Consider the following 16,473-nt stretch of genomic DNA (forward strand, 5'->3'; position numbering starts at 1 on the left):
GTCTAACGATTATCGTGGCGGATGGTTCGGCTGTCTAAGGAATTGGCCGGTCACTTCCGCGCGCACCCCAGTGGCCGCCCCGGCCGGCGCTTCCTGCGGGGCGGCCACCGGCCTGTCACGTCACCGGTTCAACGTGCAGGCGGCCAGGGCGTCGAGGCCCTGGGGCTTGGTGCCCTGGCGGCCGATGGCTATGGCGATGCGGTCGATGGTGGAGACGCGCTTGTCCTTGAGGGGGCCGAGGATGGCGTTCTGGACGAAGTTGGGTCCGCCCTGGCCGACGGTCTTGACCAGGCGGGTGTTGGCCTCGTCGATCTGGGTGCGCAGGAGGGCGAGGTTGCGGTCGACCTCGGCCTTCGCGGAGGCGGGAACGGCGGGCAGCCGGGAGGCGACGTCCGGGCAGGTGATGGTGCCGACACCGGTGTTGCCCGCGTTGCCGTTGTCGCCTGCGTTCCCCGCGTTCCCCTGGCCGCCCGGAGCCTGGGTGGCCGCGCCGCCCGCGCCGGTGCCTCCGGCGCCGAGGGTGCACCCGGCCAGGGCGTCGAGGCCCTGGGGCTTGGTGCCCTGGCGGCCGATGGCTATGGCGATGCGGTCGATGGTGGAGACGCGCTTGTCCTTGAGGGGGCCGAGGATGGCGTTCTGGACGAAGTTGGGTCCGCCCTGGCCGACGGTCTTGACCAGGCGGGTGTTGGCCTCGTCGATCTGGGTGCGCAGGAGGGCGAGGTTGCGGTCGACCTCGGCCTTCGCGGAGGCGGGAACGGCGGGCAGCCGGGAAGCGACGTCCGGGCAGGTGATCGTGCCGGGGCCGGCGGCGAGCGTCCGGGCGTCGGCGGCGCCGCCCTTGCCCGGTTCCCCGGCCAGCGCGGAGTTCACCACCACCGCGCCGGTCAGGGCCAGAGCGGCGGCGCCGCCGACGATCGCCACGCGGCGCTTGTTGTACTTGGGGAGAGCCCTGGACATGCGGAAGCCTCACTTGGGTCAGGAGCGGGTGGAGGGACGCGGCGCCTGCGTCCAGCGGTGAGTACGCGCAAGCGCTTGCCGGTGTTCAAGGTTGTTCAACGGTGTTGCGAAAACCCGCAACCCTTTTCACCCCGGACGCCACCGCCCGCCTCGGTGAATTGACGAATCATGCAGAGCTCTGCATACTCATGCACAACGTGGTGACCGGCAGCGGTGAGGAGCAGCGCAAGTGAGCAGCAACAGCGGTGACGTACGGCTCTGGGGCGGACGTTTCGCCGACGGCCCCGCCGAGGCCCTGGCCAAGCTGTCCGCCTCCGTCCACTTCGACTGGCGCCTCGCGCCCTACGACATCGCCGGGTCGCGCGCCCACGCGCGCGTGCTGCACCAGGCGGGCCTGCTCACCGGGGACGAGCTGGAGCGCATGATCGCCGGGCTGGACCTGCTGGAGGCGGACGTGGCCTCGGGCGCCTTTGTCGGCACCATCGCCGACGAGGACGTCCACACCGCACTGGAGCGGGGCCTGCTGGAGCGCCTCGGCCCCGACCTGGGCGGCAAGCTGCGCGCGGGCCGCTCCCGCAACGACCAGGTCGCCACCCTCTTCCGGATGTACCTGCGCGACCACGCCCGCGTCATCGGCGGCCTGGTCGCCGACCTCCAGGAGGCGCTGATCGGCCTGGCCGAGGCCCACCCGGACGTGGCCATGCCCGGCCGCACCCACCTCCAGCACGCCCAGCCGGTGCTGTTCGCCCACCACGTCCTGGCACACGTGCAGGCGCTGTCCCGGGACGCCGAGCGGCTGCGCCAGTGGGACGCGCGCACGGCGGTCTCGCCGTACGGCTCCGGCGCCCTGGCGGGTTCCTCCCTCGGCCTGGACCCCGAGGCGGTCGCCCGGGACCTCGGCTTCGAGCGCGGCAGCGTCGGCAACTCCATCGACGGCACGGCCTCCCGCGACTTCGTCGCCGAGTTCGCCTTCATCACCGCGATGATCGGCGTGAACCTCAGCCGGATCGCCGAGGAGATCATCATCTGGAACACGAAGGAGTTCTCCTTCGTGACCCTGCACGACGCCTTCTCCACCGGCTCGTCGATCATGCCGCAGAAGAAGAACCCGGACATCGCCGAACTGGCCCGCGGCAAGAGCGGCCGCCTGATCGGCAACCTGACCGGTCTGCTGGCCACGCTGAAGGCCCTGCCGCTCGCGTACAACCGTGACCTCCAGGAGGACAAGGAGCCGGTCTTCGACTCCTGCGACCAGCTGGAGGTGCTGCTGCCCGCCTTCACCGGCATGGTCGCCACCCTCACCGTCCACCGCGAGCGGCTGGAGGAGCTGGCCCCGGCCGGTTTCTCCCTGGCCACCGACATCGCCGAGTGGCTGGTCAAGCAGGGCGTGCCGTTCCGGGTGGCCCACGAGGTCGCCGGCGAGTGCGTCAAGGCCGCGGAGGCCGAGGGCAAGGAGCTCGACGAGCTGACGGACGAGCAGTTCGCCAAGATCAGCGCCCACCTGACCCCCGAGGTCCGCACCGTCCTCAACGTGCCCGGCGCCCTGGCCTCCCGCGACGGCCGCGGCGGCACGGCCCCGAGCGCCGTCGCGGTCCAGCTGGCCGAGGTGAAGGCGGACGTCGCGGCCCAGCAGGGGTGGGCGAACGCCAAGAAGTGAACGCCGGGACGTGAGCCCGGGGCGTCGCGGGTTACGTTGGTCCGGCACCCGCCCGACCGAACGGAGCCCGCGATGCCCTTCGCCCGTCTCGCGACCGCCACGACGCCCACCTGCCACCTCGGGCTGGGCCTCGCCGCGGTCGGACGGCCCGGCTACATCACCCTCGGCCGGGACCGGGACCTGCCCGCCGACCGCAGCGTCGACGCCCTGCGGGCCCGCACCCACGAACTCCTGGACGCCGCCTACGCCCAGGGCGTCCGCTACCTCGACGCCGCCCGGTCCTACGGCCGCTCCGAGGAGTTCCTCGCGGACTGGCTCGCCGCCCGCCCCGAGGTCACCGACGTCGTCGTCGGCAGCAAGTGGGGCTACACCTACACCGCCGGCTGGTCGGCGGACGCCGAGACCCACGAGGTCAAGGACCACACCCTCGCGACGTACGAGCGCCAGCGCGCCGAGACCGACGCCCTGCTCGGCGACCGCCTCGACCTCTACCAGATCCACTCGGTGACCCCGGACAGCCCCGCCCTCACCGACAAGGACCTCCACGCGCGCCTGGCCGAGGCCGCCGCCGAGGGGCTCACCGTCGGCTTCTCCACCAGCGGCCCCGCCCAGGCCGACGCGATCCGTGCCGCCCTGGAGGTGACCGTCGACGGCGCCCCCCTCTTCCGGACCGTGCAGTCGACGTACAACGCGCTGGAGACCTCGGCGGGCCCCGCCCTCGCGCAGGCGCACGACGCGGGGCTGACCGTCATCGTCAAGGAGGGCATGGCCAACGGCCGCCTCGCGGACCCGCACGCCCCGGCCGCCCTGCGGGAGGTGGCCGAGGAGACGGGCCTCGGCTGCGACGCCGTGGCCCTCGCCCTGGTCCTGCGGCAGCCCTGGGCCGGCGTCGTCCTGTCCGGCGCCGCGACGGCCGCCCAGCTCACGTCCAACCTGCACGCCGCGGCCGTCGACCTGGACGAGGACCAGCTCGCCCGCCTGGCGACGCTCGCCGAGGAACCCCCCGCGTACTGGGACCGGCGCGCGCAGCTTCCCTGGCACTGAGCGACGCCGCCCACCGCACGTCACCCCCGCTGAGGCACCCCTCCTGAAGCCCTCGTCCTGATACACCCATGCCCGCGATGAGACATCGATGTCTCACATGAGCTACACTCGTCTCATGGCCGTCGACCGTGACCAGGTGCTCCGCAGCGCCGCCGCCTTGCTGACCCGCAGACCCACCGCGACCATGGACGAGGTCGCCCGGGCGGCGGGCATCAGCCGCGCCACCCTGCACCGGCACTTCGCCGGCCGGGACGCGCTCGTCCGCGCCCTGGAGTCGCTCGGCGTCGCGGAGTGCGAGGCGGCGCTCGACCGGGCCCGGCTGGACGACGGGCCCGCCGGTGACGCGCTGCGCAGGCTCGTGCGGGAGATCGAACCCGCCGCCGGACTGCTCGCCTTCCTCTACGGAGAGAACCAGCTCTGGGAGGACGGCGGCGACGAACCCTGGGCCCGGCTCGACACCCGGATCGCCACCGTGTTCGTCCGCGGCCAGCAGGGCGGCGAGTTCCGCATCGACCTCAGCCCGGTCTGGCTCACCGAGGCGCTCTACGGCCTCGTCGCCTCCTGCGCCTGGGCCACCCAGGCCGGGCGCGTCGCCCCCAAGGACTTCACCCACATGGTCGTCGAGCTGCTGCTCGGCGGCGCACTACGGAGAGAGGAAGCATGACCAGCACCCTGCAGCCGGCGCGCACGACCGAGGCGGTGAAGCGCCCGGGCCGCTGGCTGGCGCTGTCCGTCCTGGTGCTCGCCGTGCTGCTGGTGGCCGTCGACGCGACCGTCCTCGGTCTCGCGACCCCCTACATCAGCGAGGACCTCGAGCCCTCCGGCACCCAGCTCCTGTGGATCGGCGACGTGTACTCGTTCGTCATCGCGGGCCTGCTGGTCTCGATGGGCAGCCTCGGCGACCGCATCGGCCGCAAGCGGATCCTGCTCGGCGGCGCCACGGCGTTCGGCGCGATCTCGGTCCTCAACGCCTACGCCACCACGCCCGAGGCGATGATCGCCGCCCGCGCCCTGCTGGGCGTCGCCGGCGCGACCCTGATGCCGGCCACCCTGGCCCTGATCCGCCACCTCTTCCACGACCCGCGCGAGCGCAGCCTGGCCGTGGGCATCTGGGGCGCGGCGGCCTCGGCCGGCACGGCGGTCGGCCCGATCGTCGGCGGCTTCCTGCTGGAGCACTTCTGGTGGGGCTCGGTCTTCCTGATCAACCTGCCCGTGATGGCGGTGCTCGTCCTGGTAGGCATCCGCACCCTGCCCGAGTCCCGCAACCCCGACCCGGGCCCCTGGGACCTGCCCAGCGTGCTGCTGTCCCTGGTCGGCATGATCGCCGTGGTGTACGCGGTGAAGGAGGTCGCGGCCCACGGGTTCGCGTGGCCCACCCTGGGCGCCGGCGTCCTGGGCGCCGCCGCGCTGTACGGCTTCGTACGACGCCAGCTCACCCTGCCCGCGCCGCTGCTGGACATGCGGCTGTTCCGCAACCGCGGCTTCTCCGGGGCGGTGCTGGCCGACCTGCTGACCGTGCTCGGGCTGTCCGGCCTGGTGTTCTTCCTGTCCCAGTTCCTGCAACTGGTGCAGGACCGGCCCCCGTTCGAGGCGGGCCTGGCCGAACTGCCCGCCGCGATCGGCGCGGTGGCGGCGGGCCTGGTGGCCGGCCGTGCCGCGCGCCGCTTCTCGGTGCGCGCGGTGGTCACCGGCGGCCTCGCGGCGATCGGGCTGGCCCTGGCCGTGATCACGGTGATCGACGCGTCCACCGGCTACCCGCTGCTGGGCGCGGCCCTGCTGGTCGTCGGCGTCGGCGCCGGCTTCTCCTTCACGGTGACGGCCGACGTCATCCTCTCCGCGGTCCCCAAGGACCAGGCGGGGGCGGCCTCGGCGGTCTCCGAGACGGCGTACGAACTGGGCGCGGCCCTGGGCATCGCCGTGCTGGGGTCCATCGTGACGGGCGCCTACCGCGACTTCGCCGCACCGGCGGGCACACCGGCCGGGGCGCACGAGTCGCTGGGCGGGGCGGTCGAAGCGGCGTCGCACCTGCCGGCACCCACCGCGGACACCCTCCTGACCTCGGCCCGCGAAGCCTTCGTCCACGGCCTCCACCTGGCCTCGGGCGCGGGAGCGGCAGTCCTCCTGATCACAGCGGCAGCAGCCTGGTTCCTCCTGAGGAACCAGCGCCTCGAAACCGGAGCCTGACTGGTCCCACCCAGGGGACGCCGACCCGGGGCAACGCCACGTCCGACCGCCACCGTCCCCACCCAGGGGCGCGGGGAACTGCGCACCCAGCCACAACGCACCCGCACCCGACGGACTACAGCCACCGTCCCCACCTGGGGGCGCGGGGAACTGCGCGACCAGCCACAATGCACAGGCACCCGAAAGACAACCGGCACCCCCCGTAGCCCCCCGGCCCACCCCCCGGAGGGCTACGCCGCCTTCGCCTTCGTGGCGTACATGTCCACGTACTCCTGCCCCGACAACCGCATGACCTCCGTCATCACGGAGTCCGTCACGGCCCGCAGCACGTACCGGTCGCGGTCCATCCCGTCGTAGCGGGAGAACTCCATCGCCTCGCCGAACCGCACCTTCACCCGGCACGGCCGCGGCATCCCGGACCCGCCCGGCTGGATCCTGTCCGTGCCGATCATGGCGAACGGCACCACCGGCGCACCGGTCATCAGCGTCAGCCGCGCGATACCGGTGCGCCCCCGGTAGAGCCGTCCGTCGGGCGAGCGGGTGCCCTCGGGGTAGATCCCGAAGACCCTGCCCTCCTCCAGGATGCGCCGCCCGGTCATCAGCGCGGCCACCCCGCCCTTGCCGCCGTCGCGGTCCACCGGGATCATGCCGACGCCGGTGAAGAACCAGGCCATCAGGCGGCCCTTGAGGCCCTTGCCGGTGACGTACTCGTCCTTGCCGATGAAGAAGACCTGACGGTCGCACACCAGGGGGAGGATCATCGAGTCGATGAACGTGAGGTGGTTGCCGGCCAGGATGACAGGTCCGTCGGCCGGGATGTGCTCCACGCCCTCGACCCGGGGGCGGAACATGAGGCGCATGACCGGTCCGAGCACTGCCTTGATGAGCGCGAAGCGGGACAACGGGCCCTCCGATGTCAAGGGGTTGTATATGAGTCTGTGCAGGTGAGGACGATACTCGCGGGTCGGGGGGTGACGCACATCGGGTTCACCCGCGTCTTACGAGGTATTGACGCACCTTTACCTGCGGCGGCACCCCGTAACGCCCCGGTCACGCGGGCGGAACGTGTGACGGACGTCGCGTTCTCCTCACTGCCCGGGTACCCGTCCGGCCGCGCCCGATTCCGACGGACCGTCAGCCGTTCGTACCACCACGCGCCATGCGCCCGCACCCGCCCGTTCGGCCCGCGGCCTCCCGTGCGTCATGTCCACGCCCCTACGATCGGCGCGCACCGCACGAGCCGACGGCAGGAGGCGCCATGGGAACGCAGGAGTCGAACGAACAACAGCGCGGCACCGGACGACGGGCCCTGTTGGGCGCCGCCGTCCTGGGCGCGACCGGCACCGTCCTCGGTCTGCCGGGCACGGCGCAGGCCGGCGGGGCGCGGCACACCGGCCGCGGGCTGGGGAGCCTGCCGGTGCCGACGGTCATCGGTCACCGGGGTGCCAGCGGCTACCGCCCCGAGCACACCTTCGGCTCCTACCAGATGGCCCTGGACCTGGGCGCCGACATCGTCGAGGCGGGCGACCTGGTCCCCACCAAGGACGGCCACCTGGTCTGCCGGCACGAGCCGGAGATCGGCGGCACCACCGACGTCGCCGACCACCCGGAGTTCGCGGGCCGCCGCACCACCAAGGTCCTGGACGGCGTGCCCACCACCGGCTGGTTCACCGAGGACTTCACGCTCGCCGAGCTGAAGACCCTCCGCGCCGTCGAGCGCATCCCGGCGAACCGGCCGCACAACACCCTCTACGACGGCCGCTGGGAGATCCCCACCTTCGAGGAAGTCCTCCGGTGGCAGGACGAGCAGACCCGCAGGCGCGGCAAGCAGGTCTGGATCTACCCCGAGACCAAGCACCCCACCTACTTCCGCAAGCTCGGCCTCGGCCTGGAGGAGCGCCTCGCCCAGCTGCTGCGCAAGCACGGCAAGGACAAGCGCGACTCGCCGGTCATCCTCCAGTCGTTCGAGCCGACCAGCATCCAGCGCCTGGACAAGCTGGTGGGCAACCCGCTGGTGGTCCTGCTGTCCGGCGCGACCAGCCGGCCCTGGGACTTCGTCGAGACGGGCGACCCGCGCACGGTCGCCGACCTCGTCACCCCGAAGGGCCTGCGCGAGATCGCCTCCTACGCGCAGGGCATCGGCCCCACCCTGGACCTGGTCGTCCCGAAGGACGCGAGCGGCCGGCTCACCACGCCGACCAGCCTGGTGAAGGACGCCCACGCGGCCGGCCTGATCCTGCACCCGTACACCATGCGCAACGAGAACCCCTTCCTGCCCGCGGAGTTCCGCAAGGGCACGGACGCCGACGGGTACGGCGACGTCTTCGGCGCCTACCGCGCCTACTTCGCCACCGGCATCGACGGAGTCTTCACCGACAACCCGGACACGGGCCTGCTCGCGCGCCAGGACTTCCTCAAGGGCTGACCCCGGCGCCCCGCGCCCCCCGCGCGAAGGCAGGGGACGCGCGCCCTCCCATCGAGTGACTGCCGGCCGCCCGGGCAACCCACCGCCCGGGCGGCCGCGTCGTGCCGCACGTGAAGCACGACATGCTCCTGCGGCTCGCCCCCCTCCTCGCCGCCGAGGCGTCGGCCGAGGCCCACGCCACCGGCACCGAACCCGCGGACCTCGAACAGGCCGTCTGGCTCCGGCTCCTGGAACACCTCCGGGCCGACGGCCCCCCGGCCGACCCCCACGGCTGGCTGCGCGGGGCCGTGCGCGCCGAGTCCCGCCGCACCCGCCGTACCCACTGCCGGGAACGCCCGTACGACGGCGACCCGGCCGACGACGCGGACCGCGACCCCGCGCAGCTCGCCCTGACCGCCGCGCGGGGGCGCGCGCTGCGCGCGGCGGTCGGCCGGCTCCCCGGCCGCTGCCCGCGCCTGGTCGAGGCCCTGTTGTCGCCGCGGGACCCGACCTACCGGGAGATCGCGGGGGAGTTGGGTATCTCACAGGGCTCCCTCGGACCGGAACGTTCCAGATGTCTGGGATGTCTGCGGAGATTGCTCGCACCGGAGGTTGCGGCGTGAACCGGGCGGGGATAGGAGTGGGGGACAACCGGTGATCAGGTGAGCGGGAGGCGTGCGCACATGGGCATGAGCGTGACCATCTCGGTGGCGACCGAGCAGGACGCGGAGCAGATCTTCAGGCTCCAGTACCTGTGCTTCCAGAGCGAGGCGGCGCTGTACGGCAACTACCGCATCGACCCGCTCGTGCAGAGCCTGGACTCCGTGCGCGAGGAGCTCGCCGCCGACTGCGTGTACGTCGCCCGCCTCGGCGACGAGGTGGTCGGCTCGGTCCGCGGCCGGGTCACCGAGGACGGCGCCGCCGCCATCGGCAAGCTCTGCGTCCACCCCCGTCTGCAGGGCCACGGCATCGGCGCGCGGCTGCTGCGCGCGGCCGAGGCGGCCCTGGAGGGGGAGCGCGGCGCGACCCGTTTCCGCCTGCACGCCGGCCACCGCAGCGAGGGCAGCCTGCGCCTGTACCGCCGCGTCGGCTACGAGACGGTGGGCACGGCCCAGGGCACGGACGGCGTGCCGATGATCGTCCTGGAGAAGCCGGCGGGCACCTACGCGGTCACCGCCTAGCCGACCCCGGAGCCAGTCAGCCCCGGAGCCCAGTCAGCCCCGGACGGAGCGCTCCGGGTCGCGCGACCTGCGCAGCCAGTACAGGGCGGACACCGGCAGCAGCACCGGGATGAAGACGTAGCCCATCCCGTACTTCGACCACACCGTGGCGTCCGGGAACGCGGACGGCTCGATCAGCGTCCAGGTGCCCACGATCAGCACGCCGGCCAGCTCGGCGGCGCAGCACACCTGCGCCGCCCTGCGGGCGCCCTCGCTCCCGCGCACCAGCGTGTAGGTGATGAAGCCGTAGACCACGCCCGCCACCGCCGACAGCGAGTACGCCAGCGGCGCCCGGTCGAACTCGGTGGCGATCTGGTACGCGGAGCGCGACACCGCGCCGACCACCATCACGCCGTACAGCCAGACCAGCAGGGTCCCCGGTCCGCTGGTGAGCCGCCCGGACCTCCCGGTCGACCCGTCCCCCGTCGCCACCTCAGCCTCCCCAGATGTCATGGAGCCGCACCTCCAGCACCGCCAGCACCACACCGCCGGCGGCCGCGGTCACCGAGCCCCAGCGGGTGCGCTCACCCAGCGACATGAAGCCCGCCGCGGGCACGCACGCGAACGCGCCGAGCAGGTACGCCACGAAGATCGTCGTGCCCTGGTCCGGCTTCTCGCCCCGCGCCAGCTGCACGATCCCGATCACCAGCTGCACCAGCGCCAGCACCGAGACCACGGCCATCCCGATGAAGTGCCAGTCCTTCGTCGGCTGGTCACGGTAGGCCGCCCAGCCGCACCACGCGGCGAGCAGCAGCGCGGCGACACCGGTCACCAGCGTCAGGGCATCGAGCATGGGGCGACCTTATTACGGCGGGGGAGCCGCACGGAGGCCGCCCCCGGTCCACCGCCACAGGGTCTAGACCACTGGGCGTAGGGTCGAGGTCATGACGATCCACGCGCACGCCCTCCTGTTCGACAACGACGGCACCCTCGTCTCCAGCCTCGCCTCGGTGGAGCGCTGCTGGACCAGGTGGGCACGCGAGTACGGCGTCAGCGCCGAGGACTTCGCCGGGATCGCCCTGCACGGCCGCACCGCCGTGGAGATCGTGGGCGACCTGCTGCCCGCCGACCGGGTCGCCGAGGCCGTCGCCCGCGTCGAGCGGCTGGAGGTGGACGACGTGGCCGACGGGGGAGTGGAGCTGCTGCCCGGCACCCGGGACCTGCTCGACGCCCTGCCCGCCGACCGCTGGGCCGTGGTCACCTCCGCCACCCACCGCCTGGCCGCCGCCCGCCTCGACGCCGTGGGCATCAGCCCCAAGACCCTGGTCACCGCCGACGAGGTCACCCGCGGCAAGCCCCACCCCGAGCCCTACCTGCTCGCCGCCCGGCAGCTGGGCGTCGACCCGGCCCGCTGCGTCGTCCTCGAGGACGCCCCGGCCGGACTCGCGGCCGGCCGCGCCGCCGGCATGACCACCGTGGCCTTGGCCACAACCCACCGCGCCGACGAGCTCGACGCCGACCTGGTGGTGAGCGACCTGTCGGCCCTGTCGGTGCAGGTCACGGCGGGAGGGATCGACATCTCCGTCCGCGGGTGACGGCCGGCCGCGGCCGTTCCGCAAGCTGTCCACGGCTGTCCGCAATGCGGACAGTCATGCCGTGTCAGGACCGTCCGTCTGCTTTACTGATCGCATGACCACGACGAGCTGCCGCACCCTTGCGACCGAGGCGACCATGACGCCCGGTGCTCGTTGTATGTGTCCCACGCGCCGAATGTGTGCCTGCTAGAGGGCCCCTGCACCACCTGAGCCTCGCGCCCCGAAGCGAGAGCCCGCTCACGTCCCGCCGTACGCCACGCGTCCGCGACTGAGCCCGCCCCCCGCGCACGTCCTCCCCGTGTCCCACCGCGCCCTCGCGCGCGGACGTGCCGCGCCGGGCTGCCTTCGACCCTGCATGCCCCGTGCCGGCGCCCACGACGCGCCGCGCACTCGACAGTGACGGAAACCCACGTGATCACCACCTCGGGCCTCACCAAGGTCTACCGCTCGCGCGGTCGCGAGGTCACCGCCCTCGACGGCGTCGACCTGCACGTCCGCGAAGGAGAGGTCTACGGCGTCATCGGCCAGTCCGGCGCCGGCAAGTCCTCCCTCATCCGCTGCGTCAACCTCCTCGAACGCCCCACCTCCGGCACCGTCACCGTGGCCGGGCAGGACCTCACCGCCCTCGCCGGGCGCGGACCGCGGGCCGGCAAGGAGCTGCGGCGGGCGCGCAGCCGCATCGGCATGGTCTTCCAGCACTTCAACCTGCTCTCCTCGCGGACCGTGCAGGACAACGTCGAACTCCCGCTGGAGATCCTCGGCACCTCCGGCCGGGCCCGCTCCGCCAAGGCCCTGGAACTGCTCGACCTGGTCGGCCTCGCCGACAAGGCCGGCGCCTACCCCGCGCAGCTGTCCGGCGGCCAGAAGCAGCGCGTCGGCATCGCCCGCGCCCTCGCCGGCGACCCCAAGGTGCTGCTCTCCGACGAGGCCACCAGCGCCCTCGACCCGGAGACCACCCGCTCGATCCTGGCGCTGCTGCGCGACCTCAACCGCCAGCTCGGCCTCACCGTCCTGCTCATCACCCACGAGATGGACGTCGTGAAGTCGGTCTGCGACTCCGCCGCCCTCATGGAGAACGGGCGCATCGTGGAGTCCGGCACCGTCAGCGAGCTGCTCGCCACCCCCGGCTCGCAGCTGGCCTCCGCGCTCTTCCCGGTCGGCGGCGAGGCCACCGGCGACGACCGCACCGTCCTCGACGTCACCTTCCACGGCGAGCACACCACCCAGCCGGTCGTCTCCCAGCTCGCCCGCACCTACAACATCGACATCTCGATCCTCGGCGCCGCCATCGACACCGTCGGCGGCCTCCAGATCGGCCGGATGCGCATCGAACTGCCCGGCCGCTACGAGGACAACGTCGTGCCGATCGGCTTCCTGCGCGAGAAGGGCCTGCAGATCGACGTCGTCGACTCCGCCGCCCGGCAGACCGCCCTGGTGAAGGAGAGCGCCAAGTGACCTGGACCGAGATGCAGCCCCTGCTGTCGCAGGCGTGTTGGGACACCCTCTACATGGTGGGCTGGTCCACCCTCATCGCCGTCGCCGGCGGACTGCCGCTGGGCATCCTCCTGGTGCTGACCGACCGGGGCGGGCTGCTCCAGAACGTCGTCGCGCAGAAGGTGCTCGGGCAGGTCGTGAACATCGCCCGCTCGATGCCGTTCATCATCCTGATGGTCGCCCTCATGGGCTTCACCCGCTGGATCACCGGCACGACCATCGGCCGCGAGGCCGCCATCGTGCCCCTCGCGATCGGCGCCGTCCCGTTCTTCGCGCGGCTCGTCGAGACCGCCGTGCGCGAAGTGGACGGCGGACTGGTCGAGGCCGTGCAGGCCATGGGCGGCAACACCTGGACGATCGTGCGCAAGGTCCTCGTCCCCGAGTCCCTGCCCTCGCTGATCGCCAGCACCACCACCACGGTCGTCGCCCTCATCGGCTACTCCGCGATGGCCGGCACGGTGGGCGCCGGCGGCCTCGGTGACATCGCCATCCGCTACGGCTACCAGCGCTTCGAGACCCAGCTGATGTGGATCACGGTGGCGATCCTCGCGGTCGTCATCTCCCTCATCCAGTTCGCCGGCGACTACGCCGCCCGCTCGCTGCACCGCCGCGACGGCCGGTCCGGCCCCGCCCCCAGGCTCCGTCTGCTCAAGGCCGACGCGGCCGCCGGCGAGACCGCCTGACCCCCTCCCAGAACTCCCCGTCCACCCAACGACGGGGCCGCTCCACCCTTCAGGAAAGGCACTTTTCGTGCGTAACACCGCCAAGATCACCACCGCCGTCCTCGCCGCCGGAGCCCTCACCTTCGGTCTCTCCGCCTGCGGCTCGGGCTCCGACTCCGACTCCAAGGCCGACGGGGGCGGCACCCTCACCGTCGCCGCCACCCCGACCCCCCAGGGCGAGATCCTCACCTACGTGAAGGACCACCTGGCGCAGAAGGCCGGCCTCAAGCTGGAGGTCAAGGAGTTCACCGACTACGTGACGCCCAACACGGCCGTCCAGCAGGGCGAGGTGGACGCCAACTACTTCCAGCACCAGCCCTACCTCACCGACTTCAACAAGAAGAACGGCACCGACATCGTGGCCGTGCCCGGTGGGACCGTGCACCTGGAGCCCCTCGGCGTCTACTCCAAGGGCGTCAAGAAGCTCGACGACCTCAAGAAGGGCGCCACCGTCGCCCTGCCGAACGACACCACCAACGAGGCCCGCGCGCTGAAGCTGCTCGCGGTCAACGGCGTCATCGGCCTGAAGTCCGGCGTGGGCTACGACGCGACCCCGAAGGACGTCACCTCCAACCCCAAGGGCCTGAAGTTCAAGGAGCTGGAGGCGGCCCAGCTGCCGCGCTCCCTCGGTGACGTCGACGCCGCGGTGATCAACGGCAACTACGCCCTGGAGGCCGACCTCAGCCCGGCCAAGGACGCCATCGCCGCCGAGTCCCCCAAGGACAACCCGTACGGCAACTTCCTCGCCGTCAAGAAGGGCGAGGAGGACGACCCGCGCGTGCAGAAGCTCGCCGAGCTCCTCACCTCGCCCGAGGTCAAGAAGTTCATCGAGGACAAGTACCAGGGCGCCGTCGTCCCGGCGTTCTGACCCCTCACACGCACGGGGTCCGCTGCCGGAAAGGCAGTGGACCCCGTGGTGCGGTCAGGTGCTTTCATGCTGCATGCTGGGCAGTTCAGCAGGACCTGACGGTATTTCCGAAGCTTACGGAGCGGCGCATGACTGGCACCTTCCCGAACGTCTCCATCAGTACGGAGCGGTTGGTCCTGCGCCCCTTCGAGGACTCCGACGTCGACGCCCTCGCCGAGATGATGAACGACGAATCCGTCGTCGCCTGGACCTCCGTGCCCCACCCCTACACCGAGGCCGACGCCCGCGCCTGGGTCACCGGGACCGCCCCCGCCGAACGCACCGCCGGCCGCGGCATCGTCTTCGCCGTCACCGAGTTCCTCACCCAGCGCCTGGTCGGCACCGTCCACCTGCGCAACGCCGACTGGCGCGTGCGCTCCGCCGAGATGGGCTACGTCGTCGCTCCCTGGGCGCGCGGCGAGGGCTACGCCAGCGAAGCCGTCCTCGCCACCGCTCAGTGGCTGTTCCACGACCAGAAGTTCGAGCGCCTGGAACTGCGCACCGCCGCCGACAACACCGCCTCCCAGCAGGTCGCCCAGAAGATCGGCTGCATCAGCGAGGGCGTCCTGCGCGGCGCCTGGATAGCGCGCGCCAAGGACGACGGCGGCGCCTGGACGGACGTCCGCACCGACCTCATCGTCTGGAGCCTGCTCCCCGAGGACCTCGAGGGCGTCGGGGACCAACTCGCCGACGGCGACGGCTACCCGTCGTACGACGACTGGCACTGACCGGCCCGAACACCCCGCGGACCCTCCGACCCCGGACCGCCGCCGCGCCCCGGGCCGCGCGACCAGGTACCCTCACGGAGCCCGCAGCCTGCGCACATCCCCGGGAGACTGACGACCATGGCCGACCGCGTCACGGTGATCGGCTGGGACGGCTCACCGCTGACCGCCGCGGCACGTTCCGCACTCGGTGCCGCCACACTGGTGGCCGGCGCCGCCCACCACCTGGCGCTGCCCGAGGTACCGCCCGCCGCCGAACGCATCCGCCTCGGCAGCACCGCCCTCGCCGCCCGCCGCATCGCCGCCCACCGCGGCACCGCGGTGGTGTTCGCCGACGGCGACCCCGGCTTCTTCGGCGTCGTACGCACCCTGCGCGCACCGGAGTTCGGCCTGGAGGTCGAGGTCGTGCCCGCCGTGTCCTCCGTGGCCGCCGCCTTCGCCCGCGCCGGGATGCCCTGGGACGACGCCCAGGTGGTCGTCGCCCACCGCCGCACCCTGCGCCGCGCGGTGAACGTGTGCCGCGCCCACGCCAAGGTCGCCGTCCTCACCTCACCCGGCGCCGGCCCCGCCGAACTCGGGCTGCTGCTGGAGGGCGTCCACCGCACCTTCGTGGTCTGCGAGGAACTCGGCACCGCCCGCGAGCAGGTCAGCGTCGTCACCTCCGACAAGGCCGCCGACCACATCTGGCGCGACCCCAACGTCGTCATCGTCATCGGCGGCCCGGTGACCGCCGGGGACAACGGCGACTGGATCGCCGGGCGCGACCCGGCGGCCGGCCCGCGCGGCTGGACCCTGCCCGCCGACGCCTACGGCGGCGGACTCGGCGAGGGCGAGGCGGAGTTGCTGCGCGCCGCCCAACTGGCCCGTCTCGGGCCCCGGACCGGCGACCTGGTGTGGGACATCGGCTGCGCGAGCGGCGCGTTCGCCACCGAGGCCGCGCGGGCCGGCGCCGCCGTGCTCGCCGTCGACCGGGACGCCGAGGCGTGCGCCCGCACCGAGGCCGCCGCCCGCCGCCACGGCGTCCAGATGCACGTCGTCCACGGCACCGCCCCGCACGTCCTGGAGAACCTGCCCGAACCGGACGTCGTCCGGATCGCCGGTGGGGGCGCGGCCGTCGTCTCCGCGGTCGCCGACCGCCGTCCCCAGTGCATCGTCACCCACGCCATGACCCGCGACGCCGCCGAACTCGTCGGCCGCGACCTGAGCGAACACGGCTACCGCGTCGAGTGCGCCCTCATCCAGTCCGTCGAACTCGACACCCGTGCCTGGACGGAGACCGAGCGGAGCGTCGCGTTCCTGCTCAGCGGGGTTCTGCCGGATCGCGCCCCGTGATCCTCTTGTCGTACCGCGCGCGGTAGGGTGGCCGATCGTCGTACCGCTTTCGGGCACCCGGCACCTCGTCGGTCAATGTCCGGAAAACCCATCCGTTTTGGGATGCGTGTGGTACGGCGTGACCGGAGGACGCGCAACGTGGCGCAGTCCACAGCGGAGCGTCGCGGATCATGCTGTCGCGACGGCCGGACGACCGCGACAATGCCACTGAATGGCTTTGTCGTCTTTTTCGGGCGGGTCGTTCGTGCCGCTGGGCACGGACGCTCGTTCTTCACTACGGGGCGGTCGGTGC

Annotated in this window: 17 protein-coding genes; 13 read left to right on the plus strand and 4 right to left on the minus strand. The window is 72.6% G+C overall.

What is annotated here, in order from left to right; translation table 11 throughout:
- Positions 1-120 precede the first annotated feature (120 nt).
- Positions 121-957: a hypothetical protein gene (locus AQJ30_RS19020; RefSeq protein ID WP_211279022.1), complete on the minus strand. Its 837-nt coding sequence runs from the start codon at positions 955-957 to the stop codon at positions 121-123.
- A 229-nt stretch (positions 958-1,186) separates the two neighbouring features.
- On the opposite strand from AQJ30_RS19020, the gene argH reads away from it, so the two are divergent.
- The 4 genes from argH to AQJ30_RS19040 all read left to right on the plus strand — a co-directional run bounded on the left by argH (position 1,187) and on the right by AQJ30_RS19040 (position 5,842).
- On the plus strand, positions 1,187-2,614 hold the full coding sequence (gene argH / locus AQJ30_RS19025) for an argininosuccinate lyase (protein WP_067235349.1): 1,428 nt from the start codon (positions 1,187-1,189) through the stop codon (positions 2,612-2,614).
- 72 nt (positions 2,615-2,686) lie between these two features.
- Positions 2,687-3,658 carry an aldo/keto reductase gene (locus AQJ30_RS19030; RefSeq protein ID WP_067235352.1) on the plus strand — a complete coding sequence of 324 codons (972 nt, stop codon included), beginning with the start codon at positions 2,687-2,689 and terminating at the stop codon, positions 3,656-3,658.
- Between the two features lie 115 nt (positions 3,659-3,773).
- Positions 3,774-4,322: a TetR/AcrR family transcriptional regulator gene (locus AQJ30_RS19035; protein WP_067235355.1), complete on the plus strand. Its 549-nt coding sequence runs from the start codon at positions 3,774-3,776 to the stop codon at positions 4,320-4,322.
- Complete coding sequence (locus tag AQJ30_RS19040) at positions 4,319-5,842, plus strand: MFS transporter (RefSeq protein ID WP_067235358.1); 1,524 nt, start codon at positions 4,319-4,321, stop codon at positions 5,840-5,842. Before AQJ30_RS19035 ends, AQJ30_RS19040 begins: the two co-directional genes overlap by 4 nt.
- A 230-nt stretch (positions 5,843-6,072) precedes the next feature.
- Here the strand turns inward: AQJ30_RS19040 and AQJ30_RS19045 are convergent, their stop codons facing one another.
- Entirely contained in the window at positions 6,073-6,744 is a 672-nt protein-coding gene (locus AQJ30_RS19045; RefSeq protein WP_067235359.1) for a lysophospholipid acyltransferase family protein, read from the minus strand.
- 356 nt (positions 6,745-7,100) lie between these two features.
- Here AQJ30_RS19045 and AQJ30_RS19050 point away from each other — a divergent pair, with 356 nt between their 5' ends.
- From AQJ30_RS19050 to AQJ30_RS19060, 3 genes are all read left to right on the plus strand, one after another.
- On the plus strand, positions 7,101-8,267 hold the full coding sequence (locus AQJ30_RS19050) for a glycerophosphodiester phosphodiesterase (RefSeq protein ID WP_067235362.1): 1,167 nt from the start codon (positions 7,101-7,103) through the stop codon (positions 8,265-8,267).
- Positions 8,268-8,377: 110 nt separating this feature from the next.
- Positions 8,378-8,869 carry an RNA polymerase sigma factor gene (locus tag AQJ30_RS19055; RefSeq protein ID WP_067235365.1) on the plus strand — a complete coding sequence of 164 codons (492 nt, stop codon included), beginning with the start codon at positions 8,378-8,380 and terminating at the stop codon, positions 8,867-8,869.
- Positions 8,870-8,929: 60 nt separating this feature from the next.
- Positions 8,930-9,427, plus strand: coding sequence for a GNAT family N-acetyltransferase (locus AQJ30_RS19060; protein WP_067235367.1), 498 nt, complete (start codon positions 8,930-8,932; stop codon positions 9,425-9,427).
- A gap of 33 nt (positions 9,428-9,460) precedes the next feature.
- Here the strand turns inward: AQJ30_RS19060 and AQJ30_RS19065 are convergent, their stop codons facing one another.
- Together AQJ30_RS19065 and AQJ30_RS19070 are read right to left on the minus strand one after the other, a co-directional pair.
- The gene (locus tag AQJ30_RS19065) at positions 9,461-9,919 is read right to left on the minus strand and encodes a hypothetical protein (protein ID WP_067235370.1); all 459 of its coding nucleotides are present in this window, start codon (positions 9,917-9,919) and stop codon (positions 9,461-9,463) included.
- Complete coding sequence (locus AQJ30_RS19070) at positions 9,900-10,259, minus strand: hypothetical protein (RefSeq protein WP_067235371.1); 360 nt, start codon at positions 10,257-10,259, stop codon at positions 9,900-9,902. Before AQJ30_RS19070 ends, AQJ30_RS19065 begins: the two co-directional genes overlap by 20 nt.
- Positions 10,260-10,350: 91 nt before the next feature.
- Between AQJ30_RS19070 and AQJ30_RS19075 the strand changes: the two genes are divergently transcribed.
- The 6 genes from AQJ30_RS19075 to cbiE all read left to right on the plus strand — a co-directional run bounded on the left by AQJ30_RS19075 (position 10,351) and on the right by cbiE (position 16,181).
- Positions 10,351-11,001 carry an HAD-IA family hydrolase gene (locus AQJ30_RS19075; protein ID WP_067235374.1) on the plus strand — a complete coding sequence of 217 codons (651 nt, stop codon included), beginning with the start codon at positions 10,351-10,353 and terminating at the stop codon, positions 10,999-11,001.
- Positions 11,002-11,412: 411 nt separating this feature from the next.
- Positions 11,413-12,456 carry a methionine ABC transporter ATP-binding protein gene (locus tag AQJ30_RS19080; RefSeq protein ID WP_067235375.1) on the plus strand — a complete coding sequence of 348 codons (1,044 nt, stop codon included), beginning with the start codon at positions 11,413-11,415 and terminating at the stop codon, positions 12,454-12,456.
- Positions 12,453-13,178: a methionine ABC transporter permease gene (locus tag AQJ30_RS19085; RefSeq protein WP_067235378.1), complete on the plus strand. Its 726-nt coding sequence runs from the start codon at positions 12,453-12,455 to the stop codon at positions 13,176-13,178. Before AQJ30_RS19080 ends, AQJ30_RS19085 begins: the two co-directional genes overlap by 4 nt.
- A gap of 67 nt (positions 13,179-13,245) precedes the next feature.
- A complete protein-coding gene (locus AQJ30_RS19090) occupies positions 13,246-14,085 on the plus strand; it encodes a MetQ/NlpA family ABC transporter substrate-binding protein (protein WP_067235381.1) in 840 nt (279 codons plus the stop codon).
- A 128-nt stretch (positions 14,086-14,213) separates the two neighbouring features.
- On the plus strand, positions 14,214-14,852 hold the full coding sequence (locus tag AQJ30_RS19095) for a GNAT family N-acetyltransferase (protein WP_067235384.1): 639 nt from the start codon (positions 14,214-14,216) through the stop codon (positions 14,850-14,852).
- A 117-nt stretch (positions 14,853-14,969) separates the two neighbouring features.
- Positions 14,970-16,181 (plus strand): precorrin-6y C5,15-methyltransferase (decarboxylating) subunit CbiE, encoded by a 1,212-nt coding sequence (cbiE, locus tag AQJ30_RS19100; protein WP_067235385.1) that lies wholly within the window; start codon positions 14,970-14,972, stop codon positions 16,179-16,181.
- Positions 16,182-16,473 lie beyond the last annotated feature (292 nt).

Origin of the sequence: Streptomyces longwoodensis (assembly GCF_001514125.1) — a bacterium.
GTDB classification, from domain to species: domain Bacteria; phylum Actinomycetota; class Actinomycetes; order Streptomycetales; family Streptomycetaceae; genus Streptomyces; species Streptomyces longwoodensis.